The sequence below is a fragment of the Synechococcus sp. CCY9202 genome, assembly GCF_034931685.1.
Taxonomy (GTDB): domain Bacteria; phylum Cyanobacteriota; class Cyanobacteriia; order PCC-6307; family Cyanobiaceae; genus CBW1002.
Map to the genome: position 1 here is coordinate 21,711 of NZ_JAYGID010000002.1, position 23,711 is coordinate 45,421.

The window sequence follows — 23,711 nt, forward strand, 5'->3', positions numbered from 1 at the left end:
CTGCCTGAAGTGATGTTGAGGGCTGCGGACAACACCGCTGCGGCCCGCTTATGTGAGAGCACCCATCTTCTCTGCCGGGACCCCGACCCCATGGATCCCTCCAAGGGCTACAACCTGCGCTGCACGCTCACCTTCGGTGACATCTACGGCCAGATCCTGATCTGGATGCTGGTGATCTTCGCCAGCCTGGCGGCTGGCATGGCGCTGATGGGAGCCAGCAAGCCGATCTTCGCCCTGGTGGGAGTGGGCGTGATCCTGGTGCTGTCGTTGCCGTTCCTGTTATTCGCCTTCACGACCACCCTGCTGAACCACATTGCCCTGGAGCCCAGCGCGCCTGGCGGTGGCCCTTCCTAGGCTCGTTTTCTCTCGGTTCCCATCTCTGTGTTCGGGCTCTTTGCCACCTCCCCGTCCGGTTCGTCGACCCGTGATCTCACCCCTGCAGGCGACGTTCTGCATGCCGTGTTGAAAACGCCCCTGGCGGCTCCGCTGGTGGAGGGGCAGGCCGAGGCCCTGTTCGGTTGCGGTTGCTTCTGGGGCGCCGAGAAGGGGTTCTGGCGCCTGCCCGGCGTCGTCACCACGGCGGTGGGCTATGCCGGCGGTGACCCGCCCCATCCCAGCTACGACCAGGTCTGCTCCGGCCGCACCGGCCACGCCGAGGTGGTGCGGGTGGTCTGGGATACGGCGGTGGTGGACGCCAGCGATGTGTTCAAGCTGTTCTGGGAGTCCCACGACCCCACCCAGGGCAATCGCCAGGGCAACGATCGCGGCAGCCAGTACCGCTCCGCCATCTATGCCAACGATCCGGCATTGCTGAGCCTGGCGCGGGCCAGTGGCGCCGCCTATCAGGAGCAATTGCAGGCGGCTGGTCTGGGCACGATCACCACCGAGATCGCCGCGGATCGGCCCTTCTTCTACGCCGAGGCCTACCACCAGCAGTATCTGGCCAAGCCCGGCAGCCGGCCCTACTGCTCCGCCCAGCCCACGGGTGTGCGCCTCGGTGCCTTCCCCGCTGCCGCCTACCGGCTCGGGGATGCGGTCTGGAAGCAGTACGACTGGAGCATCGCTCACTGCGTGCTGCGCAGCGACAACACACCGATCCAGGCCTCGTAATCCAGTCCTCGTAAGGTCGCTCTTTTCGCCCTGTGCCCCGCTCCACCTTTGCCTACGACTGGGAGGGCCAGGCCTGTTTCTGCCGGGTGGAGGGCGATCTGGAGGCCGGAAGCGCCGATCCGATCCTTTCGCTTCACCCGATCGGTGTAGGGCTGTCCGGTGCCTTCTGGCAGCGGTTCAGCCATGAATGGAACGCTCGCCGCCTGCCCCAACCCCTGATTCATCCGGATCTGATCGGCTGCGGCCGTTCCGCCATGCCGGACCGGATCCTCCGCCCCGAGCACTGGGCGGACCAGATTGCCGTGCTGCTCGATCAACGGGTGCGCCGGTCGGTGTGGCTGCTGGTGCAGGGCGCCTCCCTGCCGGTGGCCCTGGACTTGCAGGCCCTGCGGCCGCAGGCGATTCGCGGCATGGTGCTGTTCGGCCCGCCCTCCTGGAAGGTGATGACGGGGCCGGCTGATGAGCGGCTGGCCAACGCTCTCTGGCGTGGCTTCTTCCACACCCCCCTGGGCGGCCTCTTTTACCGCTACGCCCGCACCGAGCGGTTCCTGCGCTCCTTTTCGGAAAAGGAACTGTTCGCCCGCTCCTCGGATGTCGACGCGGAGTGGCTGTCGATGCTGCGGGAGGGGTCGCGCGATCTGGCCAGTCGCCATGCCGTGTTTTCGTTTCTGGCCGGGTTCTGGCGCCGCGATTACAGCGACCGCCTCCGCCAGCTGGAGGTGCCGGTGCTGGCCCTGTTCGGCGACCAGGCCAGCGGCATCAGCCGCCGCGGCAAACGCGATACCCCCCAGATCAAGGCAGCCGATTATGCGGGTCGGCTGCCCAGGGCCTCCGCCCGTCTGCTGGGCGGTCGCAACGTGCTCCCCTGGGAGACGCCGGACCAGGCGGTGGAGGCGGTGCATACCTGGATGGCCCAGCAGGCCTGAGGTCTCGGCCTGAGCCGTTCTCGCTGGAGCCCGCCTGGCTTGGATTCCATCACGCTGCAGCTGGAAACGGCCATACATTGAGCCTCGGTATTGGCCAGGCCCCTGAACCGCTCGCCCGATCCTGATCCCCATCCGGGGAGGCAGCGGGATCCCGATCTGATCCGGCGGCTGATGCCGCTGTGGGGCTGGTTCTACCGGTCTTACTTCCGGGTGCAGACCAGCGGTTGGGAGCATGTGCCGGCCTCGGGCCAGCTGATGTTCGTGGGCTCCCACAACGGTGGTCTGGCGACACCGGACCTGCCGATGTTTCTCTACGACTGGTTTCGCCGTTACGGCCTGGAGCGGCGGGTCTATGGACTGGCCCACGCCAAGGTGTGGCAGGCCTATCCCTTCGCGGCGGATCTGGCTGCCCGGGTCGGGGCGATTCCCTTCTATCCGCGCCAGGCCCTGGCAGTCCTGCGCCAGGGCGACAGTCTGTTGGTCTATCCCGGAGGTGGCCAGGATGCCTTCCGGCCCCATCGGCTGCGGGGTCGCATCCACTTCGGCGGCCGCACCGGTTTTCTGCGGCTGGCGATCTGGCATGGCCTGCCGCTGGTGCCCCTGATCTCCTGGGGCAGTCATGACAGCCTGTACGTGATCGAGGACTGCTACCCCGCCGCCCGGCGTCTGCATGACCACGGCATGCCCTGGCTGCTGGGCCTCGATCCGGAAGTGATGCCGCTCTACCTGGGACTTCCCTGGGGCCTGGCGGTGGGGCCTCTGCCCAATCTCCCCCTGCCCACGGTGATCCATACGCGGGTCTGCCAGCCAATCCATCTGCCCCGCAGCGGCCATGCCGCCAGCCGCGACCGCGCTTACGTGCAGGCCTGCTACGACCGGGTGGTGGGGTGCATGCAGACCGAACTCGACCAGTTGCGAGCTGAGGTGACGGGCGGAAGGCGGGGCGCATGGTTCAAACCATGATCCGCTGCGAAGGATTCCCTGCAGAGCCTGGCTATGGTGCTTTTCGCACGGGCCGCTGCCTGAGAGCCGTGGGTGCGTTATGAACGCTGATCATCAGCCCGCCACCACCCTGCGGAGGATGACTGTCCCCCTGTTCGGCCTGCTTTTCGGACCCCTGATCGCCATGTCCTCCCCCTGGTGGGAGGACTACGGCATCAAGGAGAAGTTTCTCTGCGCCGACAAGGCTCAGCTGGTGCTGGAACGTAACGACGCCCAGGCCTCCCTGATCGCCGGCCGCTTCCGTTCCACTCTGTTCCGCGAGGATTCCGCCGAACCGGGGATCCGCTACCGCAACGACGGCATGCTGGTCATCCTGCGCGGCGATGAGCTCACCCTGGAGAAGCTGCCAATCCGGTTGCAGTGCATCCGCACCGAACAGGTATGACGCCACTTCCCGATCGGATCGTGATCGTGGGCATCCTGGCCACGGTGGGTCTCTGTTTCGCCCTGGTGTTCTGGACCGTGCGCCTCAACCCCGGTGGAGAACCCCCGATGCAGTGGCGCGATTCCGCCCCATCCGCCACCATCGACCGACCGATGGCTGGCTCAACGGAGCGGGGTCTGTTGTGACCCCTTCCAGGCCCCCTGGAAGCCGCCGCCAGCTGCATCCCCTGCCCCGCGGGCTGGTGGAGCTCTACGGCCTGCTGGCTGTGCTGTTCGTTCTGATTCCCGAGTGGATGGCCGGGAGTGCCCTGGTCGGATTCCGCGAGGGTCGCGGCGGTGCTGATCTGCCGGTCACCAGCCAGGCGTGGGAGCGGTTGCCTGAGTTGCGACTCGCCACCATGACCCTGGCCCAGCTGCGCCTGCTGGCCCGTCAGCTGCGGGTTTGCGGCTACGCCGGTCTGAGCCGCGACAAGCTCACGGCCCGGCTGCTGCGTCGCCTGAAGCGCCGCCAGATCCAGGGGCGAGCCCGGCAGACGCTGTGATAATTTTCATTCGCCGGGGCGTAGCGCAGCTTGGTAGCGCACCACTTTGGGGTAGTGGGGGTCGTGGGTTCAAATCCCGCCGCTCCGATTAAATCAACGGCAACAACGCAGCGGTTTCCATCCAGCCGCTTCTTTATCTCATAACCGTCCTGAACAGGGCGGTTTTTTATGCCTGCTGTTTTTGACTTAGAACTCAAAGCGCACCACTCAGTACTTGGTGACGAAGGAGTCGCCGGCAGGGTTGTTCAGCACATTCTTCGAGCACTGAGCACTGAGCACTGAGCACTGAGCACTGAGCACTGAGCACTGAGCTCTGGGCTCAGAACACTGGGCTCAGAACACTGGCACTGGCTCTGAATACAGAACGCTTGCTTTGAATATCTCACCCTGTCTCGGCAGTCACCATCAGAACTCTGGGTTTGGATCTGAACTCTGAATCCTCCATTTTCATGATCTCTCGGCGGCAAGCGGATTCCTTCTCGTCGTCTTGCTTCTCTTCCTTGACCTGTTCTTCCCAGTGCTTCTGTTCAGTGGCTTGTTCCGGTTGACAAGCGTGCCCTCGATGGATGGCCCGAGGCTCATCGACGCAGGCACGCCTCCAGGGCACTGAGCAGGTTCTCGATCAGCAGCGTCGCGCTGCGCTCGGTGCTGGCCTGCCAGTGCCGTCCGCCGCGGCGGATGCGCTCGACGCCATCAGCCCCGAGGGCTTCGATCACATAGGCCCGATCCTGCAGCAGCCATGGCTCCAGCAGCTCCGGTGTGACCTCCAGATGAAACTGCAGGCCCCAGGCGTGCCGGCCGATTCGGAACATCTGCTCGACGCAGTGAAGGCTTGAGGCCAACAGGGTGGCGCCCGGTGGCAACACAATCCGATCGCCGTGCCAGTGCAGCACCAGTTCACTGGCGGCCAGTCCCTGCAGCACAGCTTCCTGCTCCGCCGTCGTCGTCCAGGTCACGGCGCCCCATCCCACTTCCCGCAATGGCCGGGGCGGCTCTCCCACCTCCAGGGGCACCGCATCGCCCCCCATCGCCCGGGCCAGCAACTGAGCACCCAGACAGATCCCCAGGACTGGTTGCTGCGCCTCCACCCGCTGGCGGATCAGCTCCAGCTCCGCCTCGAGCCAGGGAAAGGCATCGTTGCCGAGATCGGCCACGCCCATCGGTCCGCCCAGTACCAGCAGCACCTGGTCGGTGGGGGTGCCGGTGGGGGTCGCTGCCGGCAGAGCCTCACCCCGATCCGGCCGGCAGACGCTCACCTGCCAGCCCCTGGCGCGGGCTGCGCCTGCGAAGCGGCCAGGCCCTTCCCGATCGAGGTGCTGAATCACGAGAAGTTCGCTCATCGCCCTGGGCTCATTCCAGCCGTGTCACCACGCCCATCCTGCGCAGCCAGCGATTGACGCGTCGCCGCAGGCGTGGCGGCACCTCCTGCAGCAACTGGCCCAGTTCCAGGGCCGCCAGGCGATGCAGGGCCCGGACGTCCACCCGCCAGAGCGCTTCGGCCTCCCGGATCAGCCGCGCCCAGGTGCGCACGTTCTTCCAACGGCGGATGCGCTGCTGCGGCACATCGACCAGAGACCAGTGGGGGCCGGGCTCACTTCCGCTGGTCATCACTGCAGCCCGGCACGTGGCTTCTCCAGCCTGTTGAGTCCTGGCTGTTTTGTCTTCAACTCAGTCGCAGGAGTTCGGAGTTGGACGGCGACTCAGATCCGGTTGTTTCGGTCGGATTGATCCGGTCAGGCCGAGCGAGGCAGTGTCCGCCGGGTGGGCTGGCTGCTGCCGGTGATGGCTCCAGAGCCTGCTGGTCGCTCGTCTCGATCGAGTTCCACCTGCTGGACGGGAAAGCCCAGGGCCTGCACCTCAGACTCGCTCAGCCGGCGGCTCCAGGCTCCTGGCACGGGGTCGTTCCAGCGAAAACCCGCCTCCTTGGCGCGGTGGCGTTCCGCATAGCTGAGGTTGGCGCGGTAGAGATGGCGCGGTTCCTGGGCCGCGGCCAGCAGCGTGTCCAGATCGCTGCAACGCTCGAACACCTGGGCCAGGTAGATGCAGTCGGTGAGGGCGCGATGGGCGGCCCAGACGGGGACCCCGTAGGCCAGGGCCAGGTCCCGCACGGAGGGGTTGGAGCGCAGGTGCTTCTCGGCCGGCCAGCGGATCTCCTCCATCGAACAGATCCAGGGCCGCTCCAGGGCCGGCAGCTCCCCGTGGCCGAACCACTGGCGATCGAAGGCGGCGTTGTGGGCCAGCACCGCATCGGCGGCGGCGGCCATCGCCAGGAAGCACTGCAGCCCGGCCTGCCAGGGCTGCTCCAGTCGTGTCCAGTCGGCGGCGATGCCGTTCACATGCTCTGCCGGATTGGCGTTGCAGGGCAGCAGGAACGACACCTGGCTGAGCACGGCGCGGCTGGGGACATGGAACAGCACCGCCCCCACCTCGATGCAGCTGCCATCGGCAGGGGAGAGGGCCGTGGTTTCGGTGTCCAGGATCAGGAGGCGCTGCGGCACCGCTGACCGCGCAGCGGGTTGCGAAGCCGATTGCGAAGCAGTGGTGGTTGGGGTCTGGGACTCGGAATGGGAGATGGACACGGCTCTGGGGATCTCAACCGGCATGGGCGCTGGCGTGGATGCCGGGTTCTGCGGCTCCGTTTGCCGCGATGGTTCCGGTTGCTCGCCCTCTGAGTCCTGGGAGGCGGTGGTTGTCTTCAGAGCAGGGTCTGCTGTGTCGAGGGCCGGCTCCGGCGCAGGTTCTGGATCCCTGGGCGCAGGAGCGCCCGTCTCCACAGATCCGCCCAGCAGGCTGAGCAGGTCGTCCTGGTGCCACTGATTGGAGTGCGACCGACTGGAGTGCGACGCCATCACCGCCCTGCTTGCCGCCCCATGCTCTCAGCCGCAGGGGCTCTGCGCAGCAAGCACCCTCCGTCCCAGTGGATCCGCAGCGTTCTGTCAGTCAGCCTGCTTAGGGTTTGGGTTCTCTCCATAAGCTCTTGGCACGCCCCCTTGCCACCGGTGATCGGGCCCCCCTGGTGGCCCTGCCTGATCAGAACGGCGTTGAGCGGCGCAGCGATCAGCTGGGCGGCAAGGCCCTGGTGCTGTTCTTCTATCCCAAGGACGACACCCCGGGCTGCACGATGGAAGCCTGCGCCTTCCGTGACAGCTACACCGACCTGCAGGCCCTTGGCGCTGAGGTGTGGGGCGTGAGCGGCGATGACACCGCCAGCCATCAGCGCTTCGCCAGCCGTCACCAGCTCCCCTATCCGCTGTTGGTGGATCGGGGCAACGGCCTGCGCAAGGCCTTCGGGGTGCCAGGGGTGCTGGGCCTGCTGCCGGGGCGCGTCACCTATGTGATCGATGGACAGGGCACGGTGCGGCATGTGTTCAACAACCTTCTCGATGGCCCCGCCCACCGGCGTGAGGCGATCCAGGCCCTGCAGCAGCTTCAGGACGCCTGAGGCGAGGGGTCTTCCGTCGATTAACAGGAGCAGCCGGCATGGCGCGATGGAGGCAGCAGGGAGAGCTCTGGCAGCTGGAGCCGGCCGGCGCGCCGCGGGGCCTGATCGAGTTCATCGGTGGCAGCTATCTGGCTGCCACCCCCCAGCTCAGCTACCGGCGTTTCCTTGAGGCCCTGGCGGCTCGCCACTGGCGGGTGCATGCCTGGAGCTACGTGCCAGGCTTCGATCACCAGGCCCAGGCCAGTGCCGCCTGGCGGTTGTTCCGACGGTTCCGGCTCGGCGACGACGCCACCACGAGTGGCTTCCCAACGCCGGGACCCGCCTCCGGTCCGCTGCTGCGGCTGGGCCACAGTCTCGGCTGCAAGCTGCATCTGCTGGCTCCGGATGGCGGTCGCCGCTGTGACGGGTTGGTGGCCCTGAGCTTCAACAACTTCTCGGCGGAGCGTTCGGTGCCGCTGCTGGCGGAACTGGGACAACAATTCAAGTTCCGCAGTGAGTTCAGTCCCTCGCCGGAAGAAACCCTGCTCCAGGTTGGGGCCACCTACCGCCAGCCCCGCAACCTGCTGGTGCGGTTCAACCGCGACGGCATTGATCAGAGCAACCGCTTGCTGGGGGTGCTGCAGGCGCGGTCCGGTGATTGCTCCGAGCTGCTGGAGCTGCCCGGTGACCACCTCACCCCCGCAAGCGGCGGCCTGCGCAAGCAGCTGCTGGGCGCCTGGGCCGACGATCCAGCCCGGCAACGGGGGATGGAACGGCTGGTGGATCAGATCACGGCCTGGTCTGGGGTGCCTTAGCCAGGAGCGCCACAGATCAGGGCTCCCACGTCTGGGAGCCCAGGTAGGTCAGCTCCACGAAGTCGCTGGCTTGCCGGTCGCTGGGGCTCAGTTCCAGGGGAAAGCCGCCCAGATCGACGCGCCCCATCGACTCCAGGGCCTGGGTCAGCCCCTTGCGACTGGGGATGGGCCCGGCCCGCTGCAGCCCTTCGCTGATCAGGCGGGCGGCGAGGAACCCTTCCAGGCTCGTGAAGCCGTACTGGGGCTCGGTGGCCTGCCGCTGCATCAGCCGCTGGTACTCCGCCACCACCGGGATCCGGCGGTTCCAGGGGAAGGGCACCACCTGGCTGATGCCGATCCCGGTCGACTGGCCATCGGGCAGGGCCTGCTGCAGGGCCCGGCTGCCCACGAAGGAGACCGTCATCAGCTGCGCCTTGCTGCCCAGGGTCAGCAGGTCGCGGCTGATGGCTGCCGCACCGGGGTAGGAGCTGATGATCACCACCCCGCTGGGGTTGGCCGCCTGCAGGGTGCGGGCCGCAGCCTTGGTGGCGCTGGAGTTGCGCTCCACGCCGGCCGTGGCCACCGGCTGGAGTCCATGGCGCTGCAAGGCCCGTCGCGTGGCGGCCAGCCCGTCGTCGCCGAAGGCATCGTTCTGGTGCAGCACGGCGATCCGGTGGCGGCCGGCGCGCACCAGGGCAGCGACGATCTGGTCGAGTTCCGCCTGGTAGCTGGCCCGCAGGTTGAACACCAGCGGCCGCCGCGGCTCCCTGAGCAGCATCGCTCCGGTCAGGGGGGCGACCAGGGGGATGTGTTCGCGCTCTACCGTCGGCAACACGGCCTTCACGGTGGGGGTGCCGACGTAGCCGAACAGGGCCAGGACCCTGTCCTGCTGGATCAGCCTGTCGGTGTTGCGGCGGGTCAGTTCCGGTTCATAGCGGTCGTCGTGGCTCACCAGGCGGATCCGGCGTCCATGGATCCCACCGCGGCGGTTGACCTCCGCGAACCAGGCCTGGGCGCCGAGTCGATACTCCTGGCCCAGCTGGGCAGAGGGGCCGCTGAAGGGTGCTGACTGTCCCAGTACCAGCTCCGGAGCGCTTGCGGCAGATCCAGGAGCACCGGAGATCCTTGCTGCCGCTGCCGTCGCCATCGAGGGCAGGCGCAGCACGCTCGGCAGCAGGGCAGCCAGGGGAAGGACGACCAGGGCCAGGGCCGCCTTGCCGGCAGTGCTGCCGGTCATCCCTAGGGTCAGGCGTGGTGGCAAGGCGCCAATGCACTCCGATGAGCCCTTGCCCGAGTCCGGTCTCCCGGAGCCGCCAGGTCCAGAACCGCGAGGTTCCGAAGGCAGGGCGCCCGGTCGACGGCGGAAGCGCTGGAATGGTCTTGCCATTGGGTCCGTTGTTCTTGCCGTCGCCCTGTTGATTCTGGGGCTGATGCGGATTGATGTCGCCCAGGTGCGCAGCCGAGACTCGCTGCGGCTGTCCTCGGCCTCCCGGGCGCTCAGCACCGATCCGGCCCTGCTGGCCGGCGGTGGCTGGACCTCCCTGCGAGGGGAGCGGCTGAACGCGACGGAAGCCCGCGAAGACCAGGTGGCTCTGGAACGGGCCGCGAACCATGTGCAGGTGGGGGTGTATGTCAACAGCACCTACGACCTCGAACTGAACATCCCCAGCTATTCGTCTGGTGGCTACGTGTGGCTGCGCTGGGACGAGCCGCTGCAGCGCTATCTCGAAGCGCAGAACACCAGCATCGACCGCCGTTTCACCCTGCTCAACGGCCTGCTGTCCGATGCTGATCCGGTGTTGCGGCCCCTGGTCGATCGTCCGGTACGCCTCGCTGATGGCAGCTTTTACCAGTTGTTCAACTACATCGGGCGCTTCTACATCGACAAGGCCAGTTTCCGCCACTTTCCCTTCATGACCGTGAGTCTGCCCCTGGTGCTGGAGGTCGACGACGTCGATGGCGGCCTCGACTACAGCAGCCTCCGGCTCGAACCGGATCTCCAGAACAGTGGCATGGGGCTCTACGCCGGCATCATCGGCTGGCTCAACCGCGGCTGGTCGATCGCGGAGTACCGGCACCACTACGCCACCAACTTCGGCCTGGGTGGTGCCGAGAACGATTACAGCCAGGTGGTGTTCGATATCTCCTTCGGCATCTCCGCCTGGGCCGCCTTCTGGCGCCTGCTGTTGCCCCTGGCGGTGCTGATGGTGATGGTGCTGCTGGTGTTCAAGGTGCGGCCCGATGAACAGGATGCCCGCGCCAGTATCCCGGTCACGGTGCTGCTGACCCTGGTGTTTCTGCAGCAGACCTACCGCGCGGAGTTGCCCCAGCTGCCGTTCCTCACCTTTCTCGATCAGGTGTACGTGGTGGCCTACGTGGTCACCCTGATGGCGTTTGTGCTGGTGATCTGGATCGGCCGCCGCTACAGCGACATGGAAGCCATGCCCGATGGGGACGGCAAGGAGATCCTGCAGCAGCGGCTGCATCGCCTTGATGACATCTGGCCCCTGGCCATGGTGTTGATCAGTGGCCTGAGCATCTGGCTCTGTTGGGTGAACCTGCCGCCAGGCGGATGACAACTCCCAAGTGGATGGTGATGGTCCAGGCAACCTCCTCCTCCAGGGGTGGACACAGGCGGAGCAGGATCTCCTGCCGGTCAAGCCCTCCGTGGGCGACATCGTGGTCGGCCAGATCCGAGGCGCCGGCAGCCGCCGGATCCTGCTGATGGTCCACTACGACTGTGATGATCCTGCAGGCCCTGGAGCTGACGGCCGAACGGAACGTCCGCGATTTCGCCAGGATCACGGTGCTGTTCAACCCCGATGAGGAGATCGGCTCGCGCGGATCGGCGGATCTGATTGCCCGCCAGGCCCACCAGATCCTGGCTCTGCAGACCCTGAGCGATTCAGCCAAGAGCACCACGGTCGACTGGACCCGCATCCGCCCCGGCGAGAGCCCCAACGTGATCCCCATCCGGGGCAGCCTGCCTGTGTCGCTCAATCTGGCCGGTGGCCTCGATGTCCCGAACCTGGGCCAGGCGATCGAGCAGGTTCAGCCCTTTGGCGTGGATGTGAAGTGCGGTGTCAAGGGATCCGATGGCTTCAAGGATCCAGCCAGCTTGCAGGCTTTCATTGCGGCCGTGCGGCACAAGGATTTCAGACATTGATCGGATCCATCGGATTCATTGGAGCTATCGGTGCCAACGATGCTGTCGAAGCCATCAGACCATGCGCTGGGAAGGCTTCGCGGGAATTTGATGAATGGAGCCCAGGAAGGCTCCTCTGTTGGGATTGAGCTATGCGGTTTTCAGCGCTTTGTCAGCCTTAAAGACCTTGGTGTCTATCCAGCTGTTGTGCTCTGCCAGCAAACAGATGTGATCCAATCGGTTCATGGCGAATCCGGGCAGCCTGCCTTCATAGAATGCCCGCTTCCAGTTGTTTCAGGTCAATGAATTCCGGAGACTTGACGCCAGCCTCCACCCTGATTCTTTCCAGCTTTGGCGAGTCGAAAAAGCGCCTTGCATTGTCAAGTGAGGTCCAGGCGGGATAGTCGGCAACCTCGTGGATGATGAGCACGTGCTGCGTGGATGGAGGCGTCATGGGATCGGCATGGAGGTGCTGGATTCTCACCACTGGGTGCCAACAAAATCAATCGTAGCTTCGCTGGTGCTGTTGGCAGGAAACCTGACCTTGATTTCTCTGCTGTAGACAACCTTGACGCCAGGAAGATAAAAGCTGGTCAGCTTGCCATCTGGAAACGTCACGACTGATTGTCGTTTCTCAGCATCTTTGACAAACTCGCTGTTCTGAGGCGAGGAGTATGTTCGCGTTAGCGCCTCAAGCAGCTTGGCGCCATCCTGCGTTTGAAGGCGAAATTTGGACGTCACCGTGAAATCCTGAAAGCCACTGCAGGCAAAGGTATCAATCTTGATTTTCTCGGGAAGGGGCTCCTTGAACATGGTGCGGAGAAACTGGATCTGCAAGTCTTGATGTCGTCTGCCGAACCCGAAGTCGCAGGCAGAGGCGAGTGAGAAGCCGTTGCGAAGCAAGTCAAAGACAACAGCCCATCCAGCGATGATCAATACAACTATCGTCAGAGTCAACGGACGTTTCATCCAGGCGCCCATTGTGCTCGATCGGTGGCAGGTCGTAGCTCTTTCCATTGTCCAGGCCGATCTGGAAAGCAGGCCTGACTGGGTACCAGAGACTCTGGTCTGCAGACACTTTTGGAGCTATTCGCTGGTATGTTGCAAGAGATAAGACTGAGTGCTGACTGATCAAAGGCTAGTGATTGTCAAGCCTGCCCAGTTCACTTTCCAGTAACCTCACCATCTTATGGGCAGCGCCTGATACCGCTTGATCAATGGTCGTGGATTGATCGCTGACAGATGTTGGTTGTCGTCCCTCGAGCCGTGCCTCCAGTAGGCATCGCTTGTCAACGGGGCCAGGCTTTGAGGCACTGTTCTCGTCGCTCAGGTGAACTTCCAGCCTGGTGATATGATCAGCGAAGCGGGTCAGAATGTGATTCAGGGTAGTTTCGATGCTTTGTGCCAAAGCCTCATGCCCAGAGATATTCTTGTCTGTATTGACTTGGATCTGCACGGTTCTCTCCAGTGTTGATGAGCGTTGTGGGTTTGCCTACTTACTAGCCAGACTTGGACAGGATGCCCATAACGGCTTCACATCCCGATATCAGAGGCTGATCATTTCTCCCTCTGCTCCCTCCTTCTCTACCTTCCTCTCCCTCTCTGCCTCCTTGCCTTCCTTTCATTCGGGGAGCAATATCTTGCCTCTGTTTCTTACATCCGCACGGATGATTGAGCCGTTCCCTGCGCTGATCCAGTCAGGCAGCCAAGGCTGAGGTGACAAGGTTCACCTGATCAGGCTGAGCAGGGTTCCATCAGGGCGTCGGCACGGCCGGCAGCAGGGGAGTCACATCCACCAGGGCGAAGCTGGTGTCACCCCAGCCATCCGCTGGCAGCAACGGTGGTGCGCTGGGTCCCGGTGCGGCGGCAGGCCCCGCCGCGAAGGCACCCTCCGTCCAGGCCAGCAGCAGGCCCCGCAGGGGGCCGCCTCCGTCGGCTTCGATCGAGCGGAGGTTGAAATGATCTCCCCCCTGCACCAGCACGAGGCGATGGCCGCCGCCGGTGTTGCGGGCTTCCTGGGCCATCGGTGTGATCGCCTCGGGCCCTGCCGGTACCACCCAGTCCTTGCTGCCGCTCACGAGCAGGACCCGCCCATTCATCGCCTTGCCGGCTCCGACATCAAACAGCAGGCGCATCGGCGGGCTCACCGCCACCACGGCCGTGACCCGGGGATCAGCCCCGCCGGCCCGGTTCGCGCTGGTCAGGAAGCTGCACTGGAGCACCCAGCTGAGGTTGCGGGCCGGATCCCTCAGGTTCTCGCAGGAGCGGCCCAGCAGGGTGGCGCTGGGCCGGGCCCCGGCCAGTTGCAGCACCGTGGTCGCCCCCCACGACTGACCCATGGCCACCACCTGATCCGTGCGTACGGGGGACGGCAGAGCGAGGTTGCCGGCGGCGGCAGCATCGATCGCCGCTGACACATCCAGGGGGCGCAGCCGCAGGTCGTCGGGATTCGGCGGCGGCACCCGGCCGGCAAGCATGGCCTGCTGCTGGGCCTGGTCGCTGCCGGGATGGCGGGGCAGCAGCACGGTGTAGCCGTGGCTGGCCAGGTGGGCGCCCCAGCCCTCGAAGTTCACCGGATCGTCCCAGAGTCCATGGGAGATGACCACCAGTTGGCCGTTGCCACCGCTGCTGGGTGCCATCGAGACCACCTGGAGCGGCTCGGGGCGGTGCGATGCGGCGATGGACCCCTGCTGGCGGATCGGCTTGAGAGGCCCTCGAAGGCTCAGGGCCGGATCGATGCCGGCCGGTTTGCCTTGGCTGATCAGGTTGTCGGCGGGTTGCTGCTGACGCACCAGCCGTTGCAGCCCGAACACCGCCTGGTCCAGTTCGATCGAGGCACTGCGTCCGGGGAGCACCTCCAGCACATCCAGCAGGCTGAGCTGGCCCTTGGCGGAACGTTGTTCGAGCGTTGCCACGATCTGAGCCGGATCGGGTGGTGCCTCCAGGCCTTCGACCTTCACCAGTGCCTCCAGGATCAGCAGCACCTGAGCCATCAGGGGCGTGCCTGCCGACTCCTTGGCGATGGCGCCGATGGGAATGGGCAGGGGGGCCTGCAGAAAGGAGATCAAGCGTCTGCCGAACGAGCCGCCGGTGGCTTGATCGAGCTGGGCCAGATCGCTGGTGCCCGTCAGCAGGCTCTGGGGATCCCGCAGTTCCGCCACCCGCACACTGACGCTGGTGTCGACCAGGGGTAGTCGGATTTCAATCAGCTCCAGGGCCTTGGCCGGTGGAGCCAGCATCAGCCCGAGGGCGAACAACGGGATTGGGCGCAGGAGCGGCATGGTGGGATGGATGGCAGAACAGCCAACCTGCAAGGGAGCCCGCAGACCTTTCAGACTCTGGGATGGAGAGAATCTGGCATGGCCTCCCGCGGCCAGGGTCGACGGCCACAGGCATCAGTGAATCAGTTCATCGGATTCCACGTCATGATTGACCACAATCCTCGAATACGGAAGATTCTCGGACATCTGGCAGCAATAGTGATGGCGTTGGTACCAGTAGCTGCCGGCGCGGCTCCCAACGGCACCTGGCTGTCTCAGCCTCAGATCTGGTTTCATTCCACCAAGGGCAGTCTGAGCCAGGTCATGGCTCAGATCCGCAGCGAAAACTATCGGGTCGTCTTTCTGGATTACCGAAAAGTATCGGATGCAATGCAGCAGGAGGTGGCCCGGGAAGCCCGCCAGCATGGCCTGATCCCGGTGGTCTGGGTGCAGTCTCCACAGTACCGCCGCATGAGCATCCGAGATCTGGTGCATGAAGCCCGCCATGCTGACGGAATTCAGGTGGATGACCATTTTTTCGCAAACTATAGGCAGTCTGACTTCTATATGCTCCGTAGGGCCTATGCCAATCCAATTTTCTGCAGCATTCAACCCTTTCAGGCAGGGTTGACTCCCCGCGGTGGGTGCAATCAACTGGATGTGCAGTGCTATACACCCCAGACATTCCAGAACTGTGTCAAACTGGCTGACCGGATGGGCGCCGTTGTGAGTTTATCGACGGCCAACACCCTGGGCCATCAGGCAACACTCGGTGGGCGACGGTTCAATACGTTTCTCTGGCCTGGCTTGAAAGACTGATTGGGCTGGCGGCTGCTGGAGGGCTGCCGTGATCGTCGAGTCAGGCAGTCAAGGCTCTGTTGCGACGATGGTGCAGGCATGTTTTGGTCGTGAATCAAGCGTTCACGCACGGGGTGCACGCCTTGGCGAGACGACCTGATCTTCAGGGATGCCATTCGCTTCGACACCTGAATCAACAATAACTTTGTGGCTCTGCTCGATAGAGATTGCCAGCAACCCCTTAGGTTGGAGATCAGGAGTGGTTGGAACCAAACCCACCATGAACAAAGACCAGAAGAAGTTGATCCAGCGAGCCAAGGACTTTGCCAGGCCCTTCCGCGTTGAAGACGGAGAATCGTTTCGACTCAAGGATGTTGATCCCGGTGACACGCTCCATTTCGACCAGGAAGACAAACCCCCAGGCCAAAGAAGCCCTGGCCCTGGGCGTGGAGCTGCTGGCGGCGTTTCAGGACATGCTCTATGCCCAGGACCGCTGGGCTCTGTTGCTGGCTTTTCAGGCCATGGATGCCGCCGGTAAGGACGGCACCATCAAGCATGTGATGAGCGGGGTCAACCCCCAGGGCTGCCAGGTCACCAGCTTCAAGGCTCCCTCATCTTTGGACCTGGATCACGATTTTCTCTGGCGCTGCAATCTCGCACTGCCCGAGCGGGGGCGGATCGGCATCTTCAACCGCAGCTACTACGAGGAGACCCTGGTGGTGCGTGTCCATCCCGAGCTGCTGCATCAGCAAACGCTGCCGGAGCCGTTGATTGGCAAGGACATCTGGAAAGAACGATTCCGTGACATCCGGCACTACGAACAATATCTTTCCAGTAATGGCATTGTTGTGCGCAAGTTCTTTCTGCACCTCTCCAAGAAGGAGCAGAAGAAGCGCTTTCTGGAACGGCTTGAGACCCCTGAAAAGAACTGGAAGTTTTCCGCCAACGACATCAAGGAGCGCGCTTACTGGGACGACTACATGAAAGCCTATGAGGACATGATTCGACACACCGCAACCAAGGTCGCTCCTTGGTATGTGGTGCCAGCTGACAACAAGTGGTTCACGCGGATCGTGGTATCGGCGGCCATCATCGAGACTCTCGATTCACTGGATCTGAAGTATCCCGTGGTCAGTGAGGAGGCTCGTCAACATCTGGAGGCCGCCAAACAGGAGCTATTGAACGAAGACAGCCCTTGAGTCTCTATCGCTGCAGGGCTGCATCTGGAACAGCTGCCTTCAAACACGGAGTTGAGTCTCGGGCCCTGGTTCGAGCAGATCCCAGGGTTGTCCAGCTGTCCAGTCGTCCAGCCGTCCAGTTGTCCAGACTCTGCTTAGCCTTTGGAGTCCATATCGATCTTTGACTTCAGCCGTTCCAGTTCTTCCCTCATCTCCTCGATCCCCTGTCTGGAGTTGTCGATATTGCGGTCCACGCGACCGCGCTCTTCATCCTGGTAGTTGCGTAACGACTTGAGCATCAGCCCAGCTCCCCCTCCAATCATGAAGACCATGGCGATCAGGCTCCAGAGGCTGGCTGGTCTGAAGCTGAACAGGAGGCTCTGCAGTACGGCAGCTCCAATCGCGGCTGAGGATGTCCAGATCAGGAACCAGCCCAGTTTTCGGTAGACATCCGCCAGCAGGAAGGCAACTCCTGTTCCAAAGGGGATCATCAGCAGGCCGAATCCCTGGCCACTCCCAAATGCAAAGAGCCCACCAAAGAAGGATCCACCTCCCCGGTTCCATCCGCGCCCCGAGTGAATGCCAAAGCCGATCCCGGTGCTGGAACCCACGATCACCTGATTGGTGAACAGAAAGATCCCGGCTGCAAACAGAGCACTGCCAATCAGGAACAGGAAAAAGTCCTGGACGGGCTTTCGGGTCATGGATCGTCTCGTTTTCCTGGATGGAGCGCCTGGTTGGTGACCATGCTTCAGACTCTCAGCTGATCCAGCACCGAACGATCTTCCAGGGTTGAGGTGTCGCCGCTCACCTCTTCACCGGCAGCCAGGGCCCGCAGTATCCGGCGCATGATCTTGCCACTGCGGGTCTTGGGCAGGGCATCGGTGAAGCGGATCTCATCGGGTCGGGCGATCGGTCCGATCTCTTTCCCCACATGGGCGCGCAGCTCGGCGATCAGGGACTCCTCGCCCTCTTGGCCGGCATCGAGGGTCACGAAGGCGACGATGCCTTCGCCCTTGAGCTCGTCGGGTCGACCCACCACTGCCGACTCGGCCACGGCCGGATGGCTGACCAGAGCCGATTCGATTTCCATCGTGCCAAGACGGTGGCCCGAGACATTGATCACGTCGTCGACCCGGCCCATCACCCAGTAGTAGCCATCGGCATCGCGACGGGCGCCATCACCGGCGAAATAGAGCCAGCTGCCATCGGCTGGACGGATGTGCTCCCAATAGCTCTTGCGGAAGCGCTGCGGATCGCCATGCACTGTGCGCATCATCCCGGGCCAGGGACGACGCACCGCCAGATATCCGCCCTGATCCGGTCCCTGGGAGTTGCCCTCCAGATCCACCACATCGGCTGCGATGCCCGGCAGGGGCAGGGTGCAGGAGCCCGGCTTGGTGGGGATGGCGCCCGGCAGGGGGCTGATCATCACGCCGCCGGTCTCGGTCTGCCACCAGGTATCCACCACCGGGCAGCGGTCGCCGCCGATCACATCCCGATACCACATCCAGGCCTCGGGGTTGATCGGCTCCCCCACGCTGCCAAGGATCCTGAGGCTGCTCATGTCGTACTGGTCGGGCACAGTCCGGCCGTTTTTCATGAAGGCGCGGATGGCGGTGGGTGCGGTGTAGAAGATCGACACCCTGTGCTTCTGGATCACCTCCCAGAAGGCTCCCGGTTTGGAGGGCCGTGGTGCGCCCTCGTACATCACGGTGGTGGCGCCATTGGAAAGGGGGCCGTAGACGATGTAGGTATGGCCTGTGATCCAGCCCACATCCGCCGTGCACCAATGGATGTCGTGCTCGCGCAGATCAAAGATCCACTGGAAGGTGAGATGGGCCCAGAGGTTGTAGCCGGCGGTGGTGTGCACCACCCCTTTCGGTTTGCCCGTGGATCCTGAGGTGTAGAGCACGAACAGTCGGTCTTCACTGGCCATCGGCTCAGCGGGGCAATCGCTGCTCTGGCCCTCGACCAGCTCGTGCCACCACTGATCGCGGCCGGAGGTCATCGCCACCTCCTGGTTGGTGCGCTGCACCACCAGCACCTGTTCCACGCTCGGGCAGGCGCCACCGGCCAGGGCCTGATCCACCGCTGGCTTGAGGGCTACGGCCTTGTCCTTGCGGAAGCCGCCATCGGCGGTGATCACCGCCTTGGCGGCGCCATCGTTGAGCCGATCCCGCAGGGCATCGGCGGAGAAGCCGCCGAACACCACCGAATGGGGGGCGCCGATGCGGGCGCAGGCCAGCATGGCGATCGCCGCCTCCGGCACCATCGGCATGTACAGGGCCACCAGATCGCCCTTGCCGATGCCGAGCGCCTTGAGCGCATTGGCCGCCTGGCACACCGCGGCGTGCAGCTGCCGGTAGGTGAAGCGCCGCTCATCGCCGGGCTCTCCCTCCCAGATCAGGGCTGTCTTGTCGGCTCGGGGGCCCTCCAGGTGCCGATCGAGGCAGTTGAAGCTGAGGTTTGTGGTGCCCCCCTCAAACCAGCGGGCGAAGGGAGGGTTGCTCCAGTCGAGCACCGTGTCGAAGGGCTCGAACCAGTGCAGGTGCTGGCGTGCCTGCTCACCCCAGAAGGCATCGGGATCGGCTTCGATGCGTGCCACCAGGGCCTCGTAGGCCTCCATGCTGCCGATGGCGGCGGAAGCGGCCAGCTCCGCTGGCGGCGCGAACACCCGCCCCTCCTGGAGCACGGATTCGATCGTGGTTTCGCCCATCGCAACCAACCTGCCGGCCAGATGGCATTCAAGCGAGGCGCCCCGGACGGCGGCTGTGGGGTGACACGCTTGTTCAAGTGTGCAGGTCCAGGCTGCGGCTGCGGGAGGCTGCGGGGCTGCGGCTGTGGTGATGCGGCTGCAGTGAAGCATCCTCAGGCGCGAGGATGCGCCCATGGGTTCCCCTGCCGCCTGCCTGTTCGACCTCGATGGTCTCCTGCTCGATACCGAGCCGCTGCACGGCCGGGCCTGGCGCGAGGCGGCCTGCCATTTCGGTGGGGATCTCAGCGAGGCCCAGCTGCTCGACCTGCGGGGCAGGCCACGGCTGGATTGCGCCGAGCGGGTGCGGAGCCTGCTGCCAGAGCCGGTGCCTGTGGAGGCCTTGCTGGCGGTGCGTCAGCCGATCGCGGAAGCCCTGCTCGGTCAGGCCCTGCCGATGGCCGGTGCCCCCGCACTGGTGCAGCGTTGCCACCAGCTCGGCATCCCCATGGCTCTGGCCACCAGCAGTGCCGAGGCCTCAGTGGCGATCAAGGCCGCTCCCCATCCCTGGCTCGCGCTGATTGTGGAGCGGGTGTATGGCGATGACCCGCAGCTGCGCCAGGGCAAACCGGCGCCAGACATCTTCCAGCTGGCTGCCGCACGCCTGGGGGTGAATCCCGGCGACTGCTGGGCCTTTGAAGACTCTCTGGCCGGTTGCCGCTCGGCCCTGGCGGCCGGCTGCCACGTGCACGTTCTGGTGCCACCGGGAACCGCCTGCACGGCTTACCCTGCCGGCGTGGTTTGCCTGGCCTCCCTGGAGCAGGTCCATCTGCCCTGAGCGTTCTCTGTCACGACTCCTGCCTCTTCTGGGCGCTCTGATGATGATCGGGGCCTGCGGGCTACGCCCGACGTCGTTCTTTCCTCACCGCGCTGTGATGCTGCCCTCGGCTCCCCCTGATCTGCAGGTGCGCGGCACACTCTTCTCCTCCCATCACGACCGGGTGTCGCCCGCGTGTTCCTGGCGTTTCTGGTATCTGCAGCACAGCAAGAAGGTCTGGTTCAAGGTGCCGGATCCGGAGCAGGCCCGGCAGAAGCGGCTCGTGTTCACCTACCAGGGCAGTCCGATCCTGCACGTCAGCGAGGTTGGTGCCGCTCGGGGGCGCCATGTCTACGCCGGCCGGCCTCCGGTGGTCTGGGGTGATTACGTGGGCTATGGCTGGGCCAAGGGGCCCCAGGACACCACTCTCTTCCTGGAACTCTGGACCCGCTGGACCTGGATCCACCCGGAGGCCTGCGGCCGGCCCGACTGGTTCCGCGTCGATCTGTTCGCTCGGCCTGCTGATTCAGCTGACGTCAGAACACAGGCCTCATCACCCGAGACATCGTTGGGTCTCAGCTGAGGGAGTGCTCCAGCACCAGCACATTGCCGCCTTCGGGTAGCGCGTCGTAGCGGATCGTCCAGCCGAAATCCTGCTGCAGTTTGCGCAGCATGATCAGGCCCCAGTGGGCATCACGCACCGGCAGGATCGGCAGGCCATCGTTATCGAGACTGGGAAGATCATCTGCCTCGTCATCGGAGTCTTGCTCCTGCTCCGACTGACTCCAGGCGGCTTCCATGTCAAACGGGTCGCCCTGGTCGCGGATGCAGAGCCGCAGGCTGCCGCCGATGCACTCCAGACTCACCACCACCTCCGGTGGCGGCACCAGGGCGGCATGGGCGTGACGCACCGCATTGGTGAAGGCCTCCACCAGGGCTGTCTGCGCCTGGATCCACAGCATCGGATCAATCCCGGTGGGCTGATGGTGCTCGAACCAGTCGAGCAGCTCAGGGATGGCATCGAGGTGGCTGGCGAAGCGACGCTCGCGATCGCCGCCGGGGCCTGGGAGAGCCATGGATCAGGCGGCTCCGGAACGCTTGCTGAAGATCACCAGGAAGGTGCGCACGATCAGCTTGAGGTCATAGGCCAGGCTCCAGTTCTCCTGGTAGCGCAGATCCATCTTGATCACATCTTCGAAATCGAGAACCTTGGAGCGGCCGTTCACCTGCCATTCGCCCGACAATCCCGGCCGCACATCGAGCCGCTGCCAGTTGGGAACGGCGTAGCGGTCCGCCTCGTCTGCGGTGGGCGGTCGGGTGCCGATCAGGCTCATGTCGCCGATCACCACGTTCCAGAACTGGGGGATTTCATCGAGGCTGGTGCGGCGCAGGAAGCGACCAACCCGGGTGATGCGGGGGTCGTTCTTGTTCTTGAAGAAGGCGCCGCTGGCTTCGTTTTTCACCGTATCCCGCAGGGCTTCGGCATTCACCACCATCGAGCGGAACTTCCAGAGGCGGAAGCGCCGGCCGCTCTTTGGTGTTCACCGCCTGGGCCGGGTTCACGTCCTCGGCGCCGGCGGTCAGCGGAATCGCCTTGTCCAGGCCCGCCAGCGACAGGGCCAGTTTCATCACCACCCGTGATCCGCAAGGAGGTGAATCGTTGGCAGGTGGCTCGGCAGGCCCTCCATCGTCGTGATGTGGTTTGCCTGCAAGTCTTGCTGTGTCTCCATTCCTTATTATAGGCTGGGAAAGGTCAATCTGGACGTGTCTGTAATCCTGTTAATACAAGCCATCGGCGAGATGGAGATTCTTGTCTATGTTGAATGGCCTGGCATGGTCATCATGGGCATGGCCTTGCAGGAGAATCCTTCTCCAACGCCTCATGTTATTTTTTGCCAGAGTTAATCGAAGCCTGAGCATCCGCTGGGGACCACACAGCCTGGAGCAGGATGTTGCAATCTTTGGTTTTCGGTCTCCCTCTTTCCTAGTGTTAGACCTGAGTCGTCAAGGGACCCGAGCTTCCATGCGGCTTTGCTCCGGTTTGAACCCCCTCCCCCTGGCCTGTGGAGGCTCCGTCGATCCGGGATGCCGTTAATGCCCTCTGGATCCGGTTTGCCGTTGTCTCTTGGTGGGCTCCCCGTCCCCCATCCCTCCATCGCCGCCCTGATCCGCGAGGGTGCTGATCCTGGCCGGATCGCCGCTGTGGTCGTTGAGGAGCTGGCCTCCCTGATACCGGAAGCGGTGGTTGTGGTTCTGGCCCGGAAGCAGGCTGGCGGCTGGTTGCCTGTGGCTCAGTGGCCCACGTCCGCGACGCCGTTGGATCCAGGCAGCCTGGTCTTCGATTCGCTTCTGGAGGTGCAAGGCCCTCTGGCCTTTGCGGATCTGAGCCTGGCCCCCCTGGCTGCAGACCAGCAGGCGTCCTGGGCCGCCCTGGGTGCCGTCGCCGCTCTGCTGAAGCCGATACGGCGTCATGGTGGCGTGTGGGGTTGTCTGCTTGCCTATCGAACGCAGCCTCTCGCTCAGCCCTGGAGTCCTGAGCAGCAAAGCCTGCTGGCCGATCGCGCTGATCTCCTGGCCCTGGCGGTGGAACACCATGACCTCCTCTGCCATGACCGCGAGGCGATTGATGCCCTGCAGCAACGCAATGCCGAGCTGACTGAAGCCCGGGAGACTGCGGTGCTGGCCGGTCAGGCGAAAGATGCCTTTCTGGCGGCGATGAGCCATGAGATCCGCACGCCGATGAACGGGATCATCGGCATGACCGAGCTGCTGCTCTGCAGTTCGTTGGATGAGGAGCAGCTGGATGCGGTGCAGACGATTCGCAGCAGCGGTCAGGCCTTGTTGACCATCATTAACGACATTCTCAGTTTTTCCAAGATCGAATCCGGCAAGCTGGATCTTGAGAACCGCATCTTCGAGCTGCGTTCTTGCATCGAAGACGTGCTGGATCTTCTTGCCGATGAGGCTGCTCGCAGGCACAATACGCTCACCTATTGCGTGGATTCCGATGTTCCGTCCCACATCCTTGGTGATGCGGTTCGCTTACGTCAGATCCTTACAAATCTGGTGAGTAATGCCGTTAAATTTACACAGCGTGGTGATGTGCGCGTTCAGGCGTCGGTGCTGGCCCTGCCCAGCGAGCCTCAGACGGCCTTCCGGTCCCACGTTCGGCTGCGGTTCTTGATCGAAGACACGGGAATCGGCATTGCTGCTGAACAGCTGCCCATGCTGTTCGAGCCCTTCGTGCAGGCTGATGCGTCGATGACCCGTCGCTACGGCGGTACTGGCCTCGGACTGGTGATCTGCAAGCGCCTGTGTGAACGTATGGGTGGCGACATCACCGTGACCAGCACCCCCGGACAGGGCTCCAGCTTCTGCTTCACGATTGAAGCCGAGGTGGATGAGTCGGTCTGTCAGGCCGCAGCCTGGGAAACCACCTTGCCTGCGGGCACCCGTGGGTTGCTGGTCTCTGCCAGTCGCAGCCAGCTGCTGGTCCTTGAGGATCCCCCGGTTTCAGGAAACGTACCAGTACCCCTGAGCACGCCCTCGCGTCCGAAACACCCACGGCCAAGTCCAAAGGCCTCTGTCAGACTGGTCATGGGGACGTCAGGCCATGACCGATGACATCTTTGGAGGCTT

The 23,711-nt window shown here is 64.1% G+C and carries 27 protein-coding genes, 1 tRNA gene and 1 pseudogene; 17 read left to right on the forward strand and 12 right to left on the reverse strand.

Features of this window, described 5'->3' with window-relative positions:
• Positions 1–90: 90 nt before the first annotated feature.
• From VB777_RS00495 to VB777_RS00530, 8 genes are all read left to right on the forward strand, one after another.
• On the forward strand, positions 91–354 hold the full coding sequence (locus VB777_RS00495) for a hypothetical protein (RefSeq protein WP_323246358.1): 264 nt from the start codon (positions 91–93) through the stop codon (positions 352–354).
• 96 nt (positions 355–450) lie between these two features.
• On the forward strand, positions 451–1,110 hold the full coding sequence (msrA, locus tag VB777_RS00500) for a peptide-methionine (S)-S-oxide reductase MsrA (RefSeq protein WP_323246402.1): 660 nt from the start codon (positions 451–453) through the stop codon (positions 1,108–1,110).
• Positions 1,111–1,142: 32 nt separating this feature from the next.
• Entirely contained in the window at positions 1,143–2,036 is an 894-nt protein-coding gene (locus tag VB777_RS00505; RefSeq protein ID WP_323246360.1) for an alpha/beta hydrolase, read from the forward strand.
• Between the two features lie 90 nt (positions 2,037–2,126).
• Positions 2,127–2,999 (forward strand): lysophospholipid acyltransferase family protein, encoded by an 873-nt coding sequence (locus tag VB777_RS00510; RefSeq protein ID WP_231597861.1) that lies wholly within the window; start codon positions 2,127–2,129, stop codon positions 2,997–2,999.
• Between the two features lie 118 nt (positions 3,000–3,117).
• Positions 3,118–3,423: a hypothetical protein gene (locus tag VB777_RS00515; RefSeq protein WP_197159239.1), complete on the forward strand. Its 306-nt coding sequence runs from the start codon at positions 3,118–3,120 to the stop codon at positions 3,421–3,423.
• Positions 3,420–3,608, forward strand: a complete 189-nt coding sequence (locus tag VB777_RS00520) for a hypothetical protein (RefSeq protein ID WP_197155111.1) — start codon at positions 3,420–3,422, stop codon at positions 3,606–3,608. Before VB777_RS00515 ends, VB777_RS00520 begins: the two co-directional genes overlap by 4 nt.
• Positions 3,605–3,964 (forward strand): hypothetical protein, encoded by a 360-nt coding sequence (locus VB777_RS00525; RefSeq protein ID WP_197155113.1) that lies wholly within the window; start codon positions 3,605–3,607, stop codon positions 3,962–3,964. The genes VB777_RS00520 and VB777_RS00525 overlap by 4 nt, the downstream gene beginning before the upstream one ends.
• A gap of 14 nt (positions 3,965–3,978) precedes the next feature.
• Positions 3,979–4,052, forward strand: a tRNA-Pro gene (locus tag VB777_RS00530).
• A gap of 490 nt (positions 4,053–4,542) precedes the next feature.
• Here VB777_RS00530 and VB777_RS00535 read toward each other — a convergent pair.
• From VB777_RS00535 to VB777_RS00545, 3 genes are all read right to left on the reverse strand, one after another.
• Positions 4,543–5,304: a type 1 glutamine amidotransferase gene (locus VB777_RS00535; protein ID WP_323246364.1), complete on the reverse strand. Its 762-nt coding sequence runs from the start codon at positions 5,302–5,304 to the stop codon at positions 4,543–4,545.
• Between the two features lie 10 nt (positions 5,305–5,314).
• Positions 5,315–5,572, reverse strand: a complete 258-nt coding sequence (locus VB777_RS00540) for a hypothetical protein (RefSeq protein WP_197155116.1) — start codon at positions 5,570–5,572, stop codon at positions 5,315–5,317.
• A 125-nt stretch (positions 5,573–5,697) separates the two neighbouring features.
• A complete protein-coding gene (locus VB777_RS00545; RefSeq protein WP_416238289.1) occupies positions 5,698–6,462 on the reverse strand; it encodes a 3'-5' exonuclease in 765 nt (254 codons plus the stop codon).
• A gap of 479 nt (positions 6,463–6,941) precedes the next feature.
• Here VB777_RS00545 and VB777_RS00550 point away from each other — a divergent pair, with 479 nt between their 5' ends.
• Both VB777_RS00550 and VB777_RS00555 read left to right on the forward strand, forming a co-directional pair.
• A complete protein-coding gene (locus tag VB777_RS00550; RefSeq protein WP_323246368.1) occupies positions 6,942–7,406 on the forward strand; it encodes a peroxiredoxin in 465 nt (154 codons plus the stop codon).
• Positions 7,407–7,444: 38 nt separating this feature from the next.
• Complete coding sequence (locus VB777_RS00555; protein WP_197170068.1) at positions 7,445–8,200, forward strand: DUF1350 family protein; 756 nt, start codon at positions 7,445–7,447, stop codon at positions 8,198–8,200.
• A gap of 16 nt (positions 8,201–8,216) precedes the next feature.
• Here the strand turns inward: VB777_RS00555 and VB777_RS00560 are convergent, their stop codons facing one another.
• Entirely contained in the window at positions 8,217–9,416 is a 1,200-nt protein-coding gene (locus tag VB777_RS00560) for an ABC transporter substrate-binding protein (protein WP_323246370.1), read from the reverse strand.
• Between the two features lie 193 nt (positions 9,417–9,609).
• Here VB777_RS00560 and VB777_RS00565 point away from each other — a divergent pair, with 193 nt between their 5' ends.
• On the forward strand, positions 9,610–10,755 hold the full coding sequence (locus VB777_RS00565) for a hypothetical protein (RefSeq protein WP_323246372.1): 1,146 nt from the start codon (positions 9,610–9,612) through the stop codon (positions 10,753–10,755).
• Between the two features lie 167 nt (positions 10,756–10,922).
• Entirely contained in the window at positions 10,923–11,345 is a 423-nt protein-coding gene (locus VB777_RS00570) for a hypothetical protein (protein WP_323246374.1), read from the forward strand.
• 247 nt (positions 11,346–11,592) lie between these two features.
• Here the strand turns inward: VB777_RS00570 and VB777_RS00575 are convergent, their stop codons facing one another.
• From VB777_RS00575 to VB777_RS00590, 4 genes are all read right to left on the reverse strand, one after another.
• Positions 11,593–11,778, reverse strand: coding sequence for a hypothetical protein (locus VB777_RS00575; RefSeq protein ID WP_197155124.1), 186 nt, complete (start codon positions 11,776–11,778; stop codon positions 11,593–11,595).
• A gap of 26 nt (positions 11,779–11,804) precedes the next feature.
• A complete protein-coding gene (locus VB777_RS00580; protein ID WP_323246376.1) occupies positions 11,805–12,293 on the reverse strand; it encodes a hypothetical protein in 489 nt (162 codons plus the stop codon).
• 169 nt (positions 12,294–12,462) lie between these two features.
• Positions 12,463–12,780, reverse strand: a complete 318-nt coding sequence (locus VB777_RS00585) for an HPF/RaiA family ribosome-associated protein (RefSeq protein WP_323246378.1) — start codon at positions 12,778–12,780, stop codon at positions 12,463–12,465.
• A 298-nt stretch (positions 12,781–13,078) separates the two neighbouring features.
• Positions 13,079–14,605: a dienelactone hydrolase gene (locus VB777_RS00590; protein WP_323246380.1), complete on the reverse strand. Its 1,527-nt coding sequence runs from the start codon at positions 14,603–14,605 to the stop codon at positions 13,079–13,081.
• A gap of 117 nt (positions 14,606–14,722) precedes the next feature.
• Here VB777_RS00590 and VB777_RS00595 point away from each other — a divergent pair, with 117 nt between their 5' ends.
• Positions 14,723–15,403 (forward strand): hypothetical protein, encoded by a 681-nt coding sequence (locus VB777_RS00595; RefSeq protein ID WP_323246382.1) that lies wholly within the window; start codon positions 14,723–14,725, stop codon positions 15,401–15,403.
• A 362-nt stretch (positions 15,404–15,765) separates the two neighbouring features.
• The gene (locus VB777_RS00600; RefSeq protein WP_323246384.1) at positions 15,766–16,581 is read left to right on the forward strand and encodes a polyphosphate kinase 2 family protein; all 816 of its coding nucleotides are present in this window, start codon (positions 15,766–15,768) and stop codon (positions 16,579–16,581) included.
• 134 nt (positions 16,582–16,715) lie between these two features.
• Here VB777_RS00600 and VB777_RS00605 read toward each other — a convergent pair whose 3' ends face one another.
• On the reverse strand, positions 16,716–17,264 hold the full coding sequence (locus VB777_RS00605; RefSeq protein WP_323246386.1) for a hypothetical protein: 549 nt from the start codon (positions 17,262–17,264) through the stop codon (positions 16,716–16,718).
• Between the two features lie 47 nt (positions 17,265–17,311).
• The gene (gene acs, locus VB777_RS00610; protein WP_323246388.1) at positions 17,312–19,279 is read right to left on the reverse strand and encodes an acetate--CoA ligase; all 1,968 of its coding nucleotides are present in this window, start codon (positions 19,277–19,279) and stop codon (positions 17,312–17,314) included.
• Between the two features lie 172 nt (positions 19,280–19,451).
• Here acs and VB777_RS00615 point away from each other — a divergent pair, with 172 nt between their 5' ends.
• Both VB777_RS00615 and VB777_RS00620 read left to right on the forward strand, forming a co-directional pair.
• Positions 19,452–20,093 (forward strand): HAD family phosphatase, encoded by a 642-nt coding sequence (locus VB777_RS00615; RefSeq protein ID WP_323246390.1) that lies wholly within the window; start codon positions 19,452–19,454, stop codon positions 20,091–20,093.
• A gap of 97 nt (positions 20,094–20,190) precedes the next feature.
• Positions 20,191–20,655: a hypothetical protein gene (locus tag VB777_RS00620; RefSeq protein WP_323246392.1), complete on the forward strand. Its 465-nt coding sequence runs from the start codon at positions 20,191–20,193 to the stop codon at positions 20,653–20,655.
• Here VB777_RS00620 and VB777_RS00625 read toward each other — a convergent pair.
• Complete coding sequence (locus VB777_RS00625) at positions 20,648–21,148, reverse strand: ATP-binding protein (RefSeq protein ID WP_323246394.1); 501 nt, start codon at positions 21,146–21,148, stop codon at positions 20,648–20,650. The two genes, VB777_RS00620 and VB777_RS00625, sit on opposite strands and share 8 nt — an antisense overlap.
• 3 nt (positions 21,149–21,151) lie before the next feature.
• Positions 21,152–21,595: pseudogene (locus tag VB777_RS00630) on the reverse strand (sugar transferase); the annotation flags it as partial.
• A gap of 571 nt (positions 21,596–22,166) precedes the next feature.
• On the opposite strand from VB777_RS00630, the gene VB777_RS00635 reads away from it, so the two are divergent.
• Positions 22,167–23,696, forward strand: coding sequence for an ATP-binding protein (locus tag VB777_RS00635; protein ID WP_323246398.1), 1,530 nt, complete (start codon positions 22,167–22,169; stop codon positions 23,694–23,696).
• The last annotated feature ends 15 nt before the right edge of the window (positions 23,697–23,711 follow it).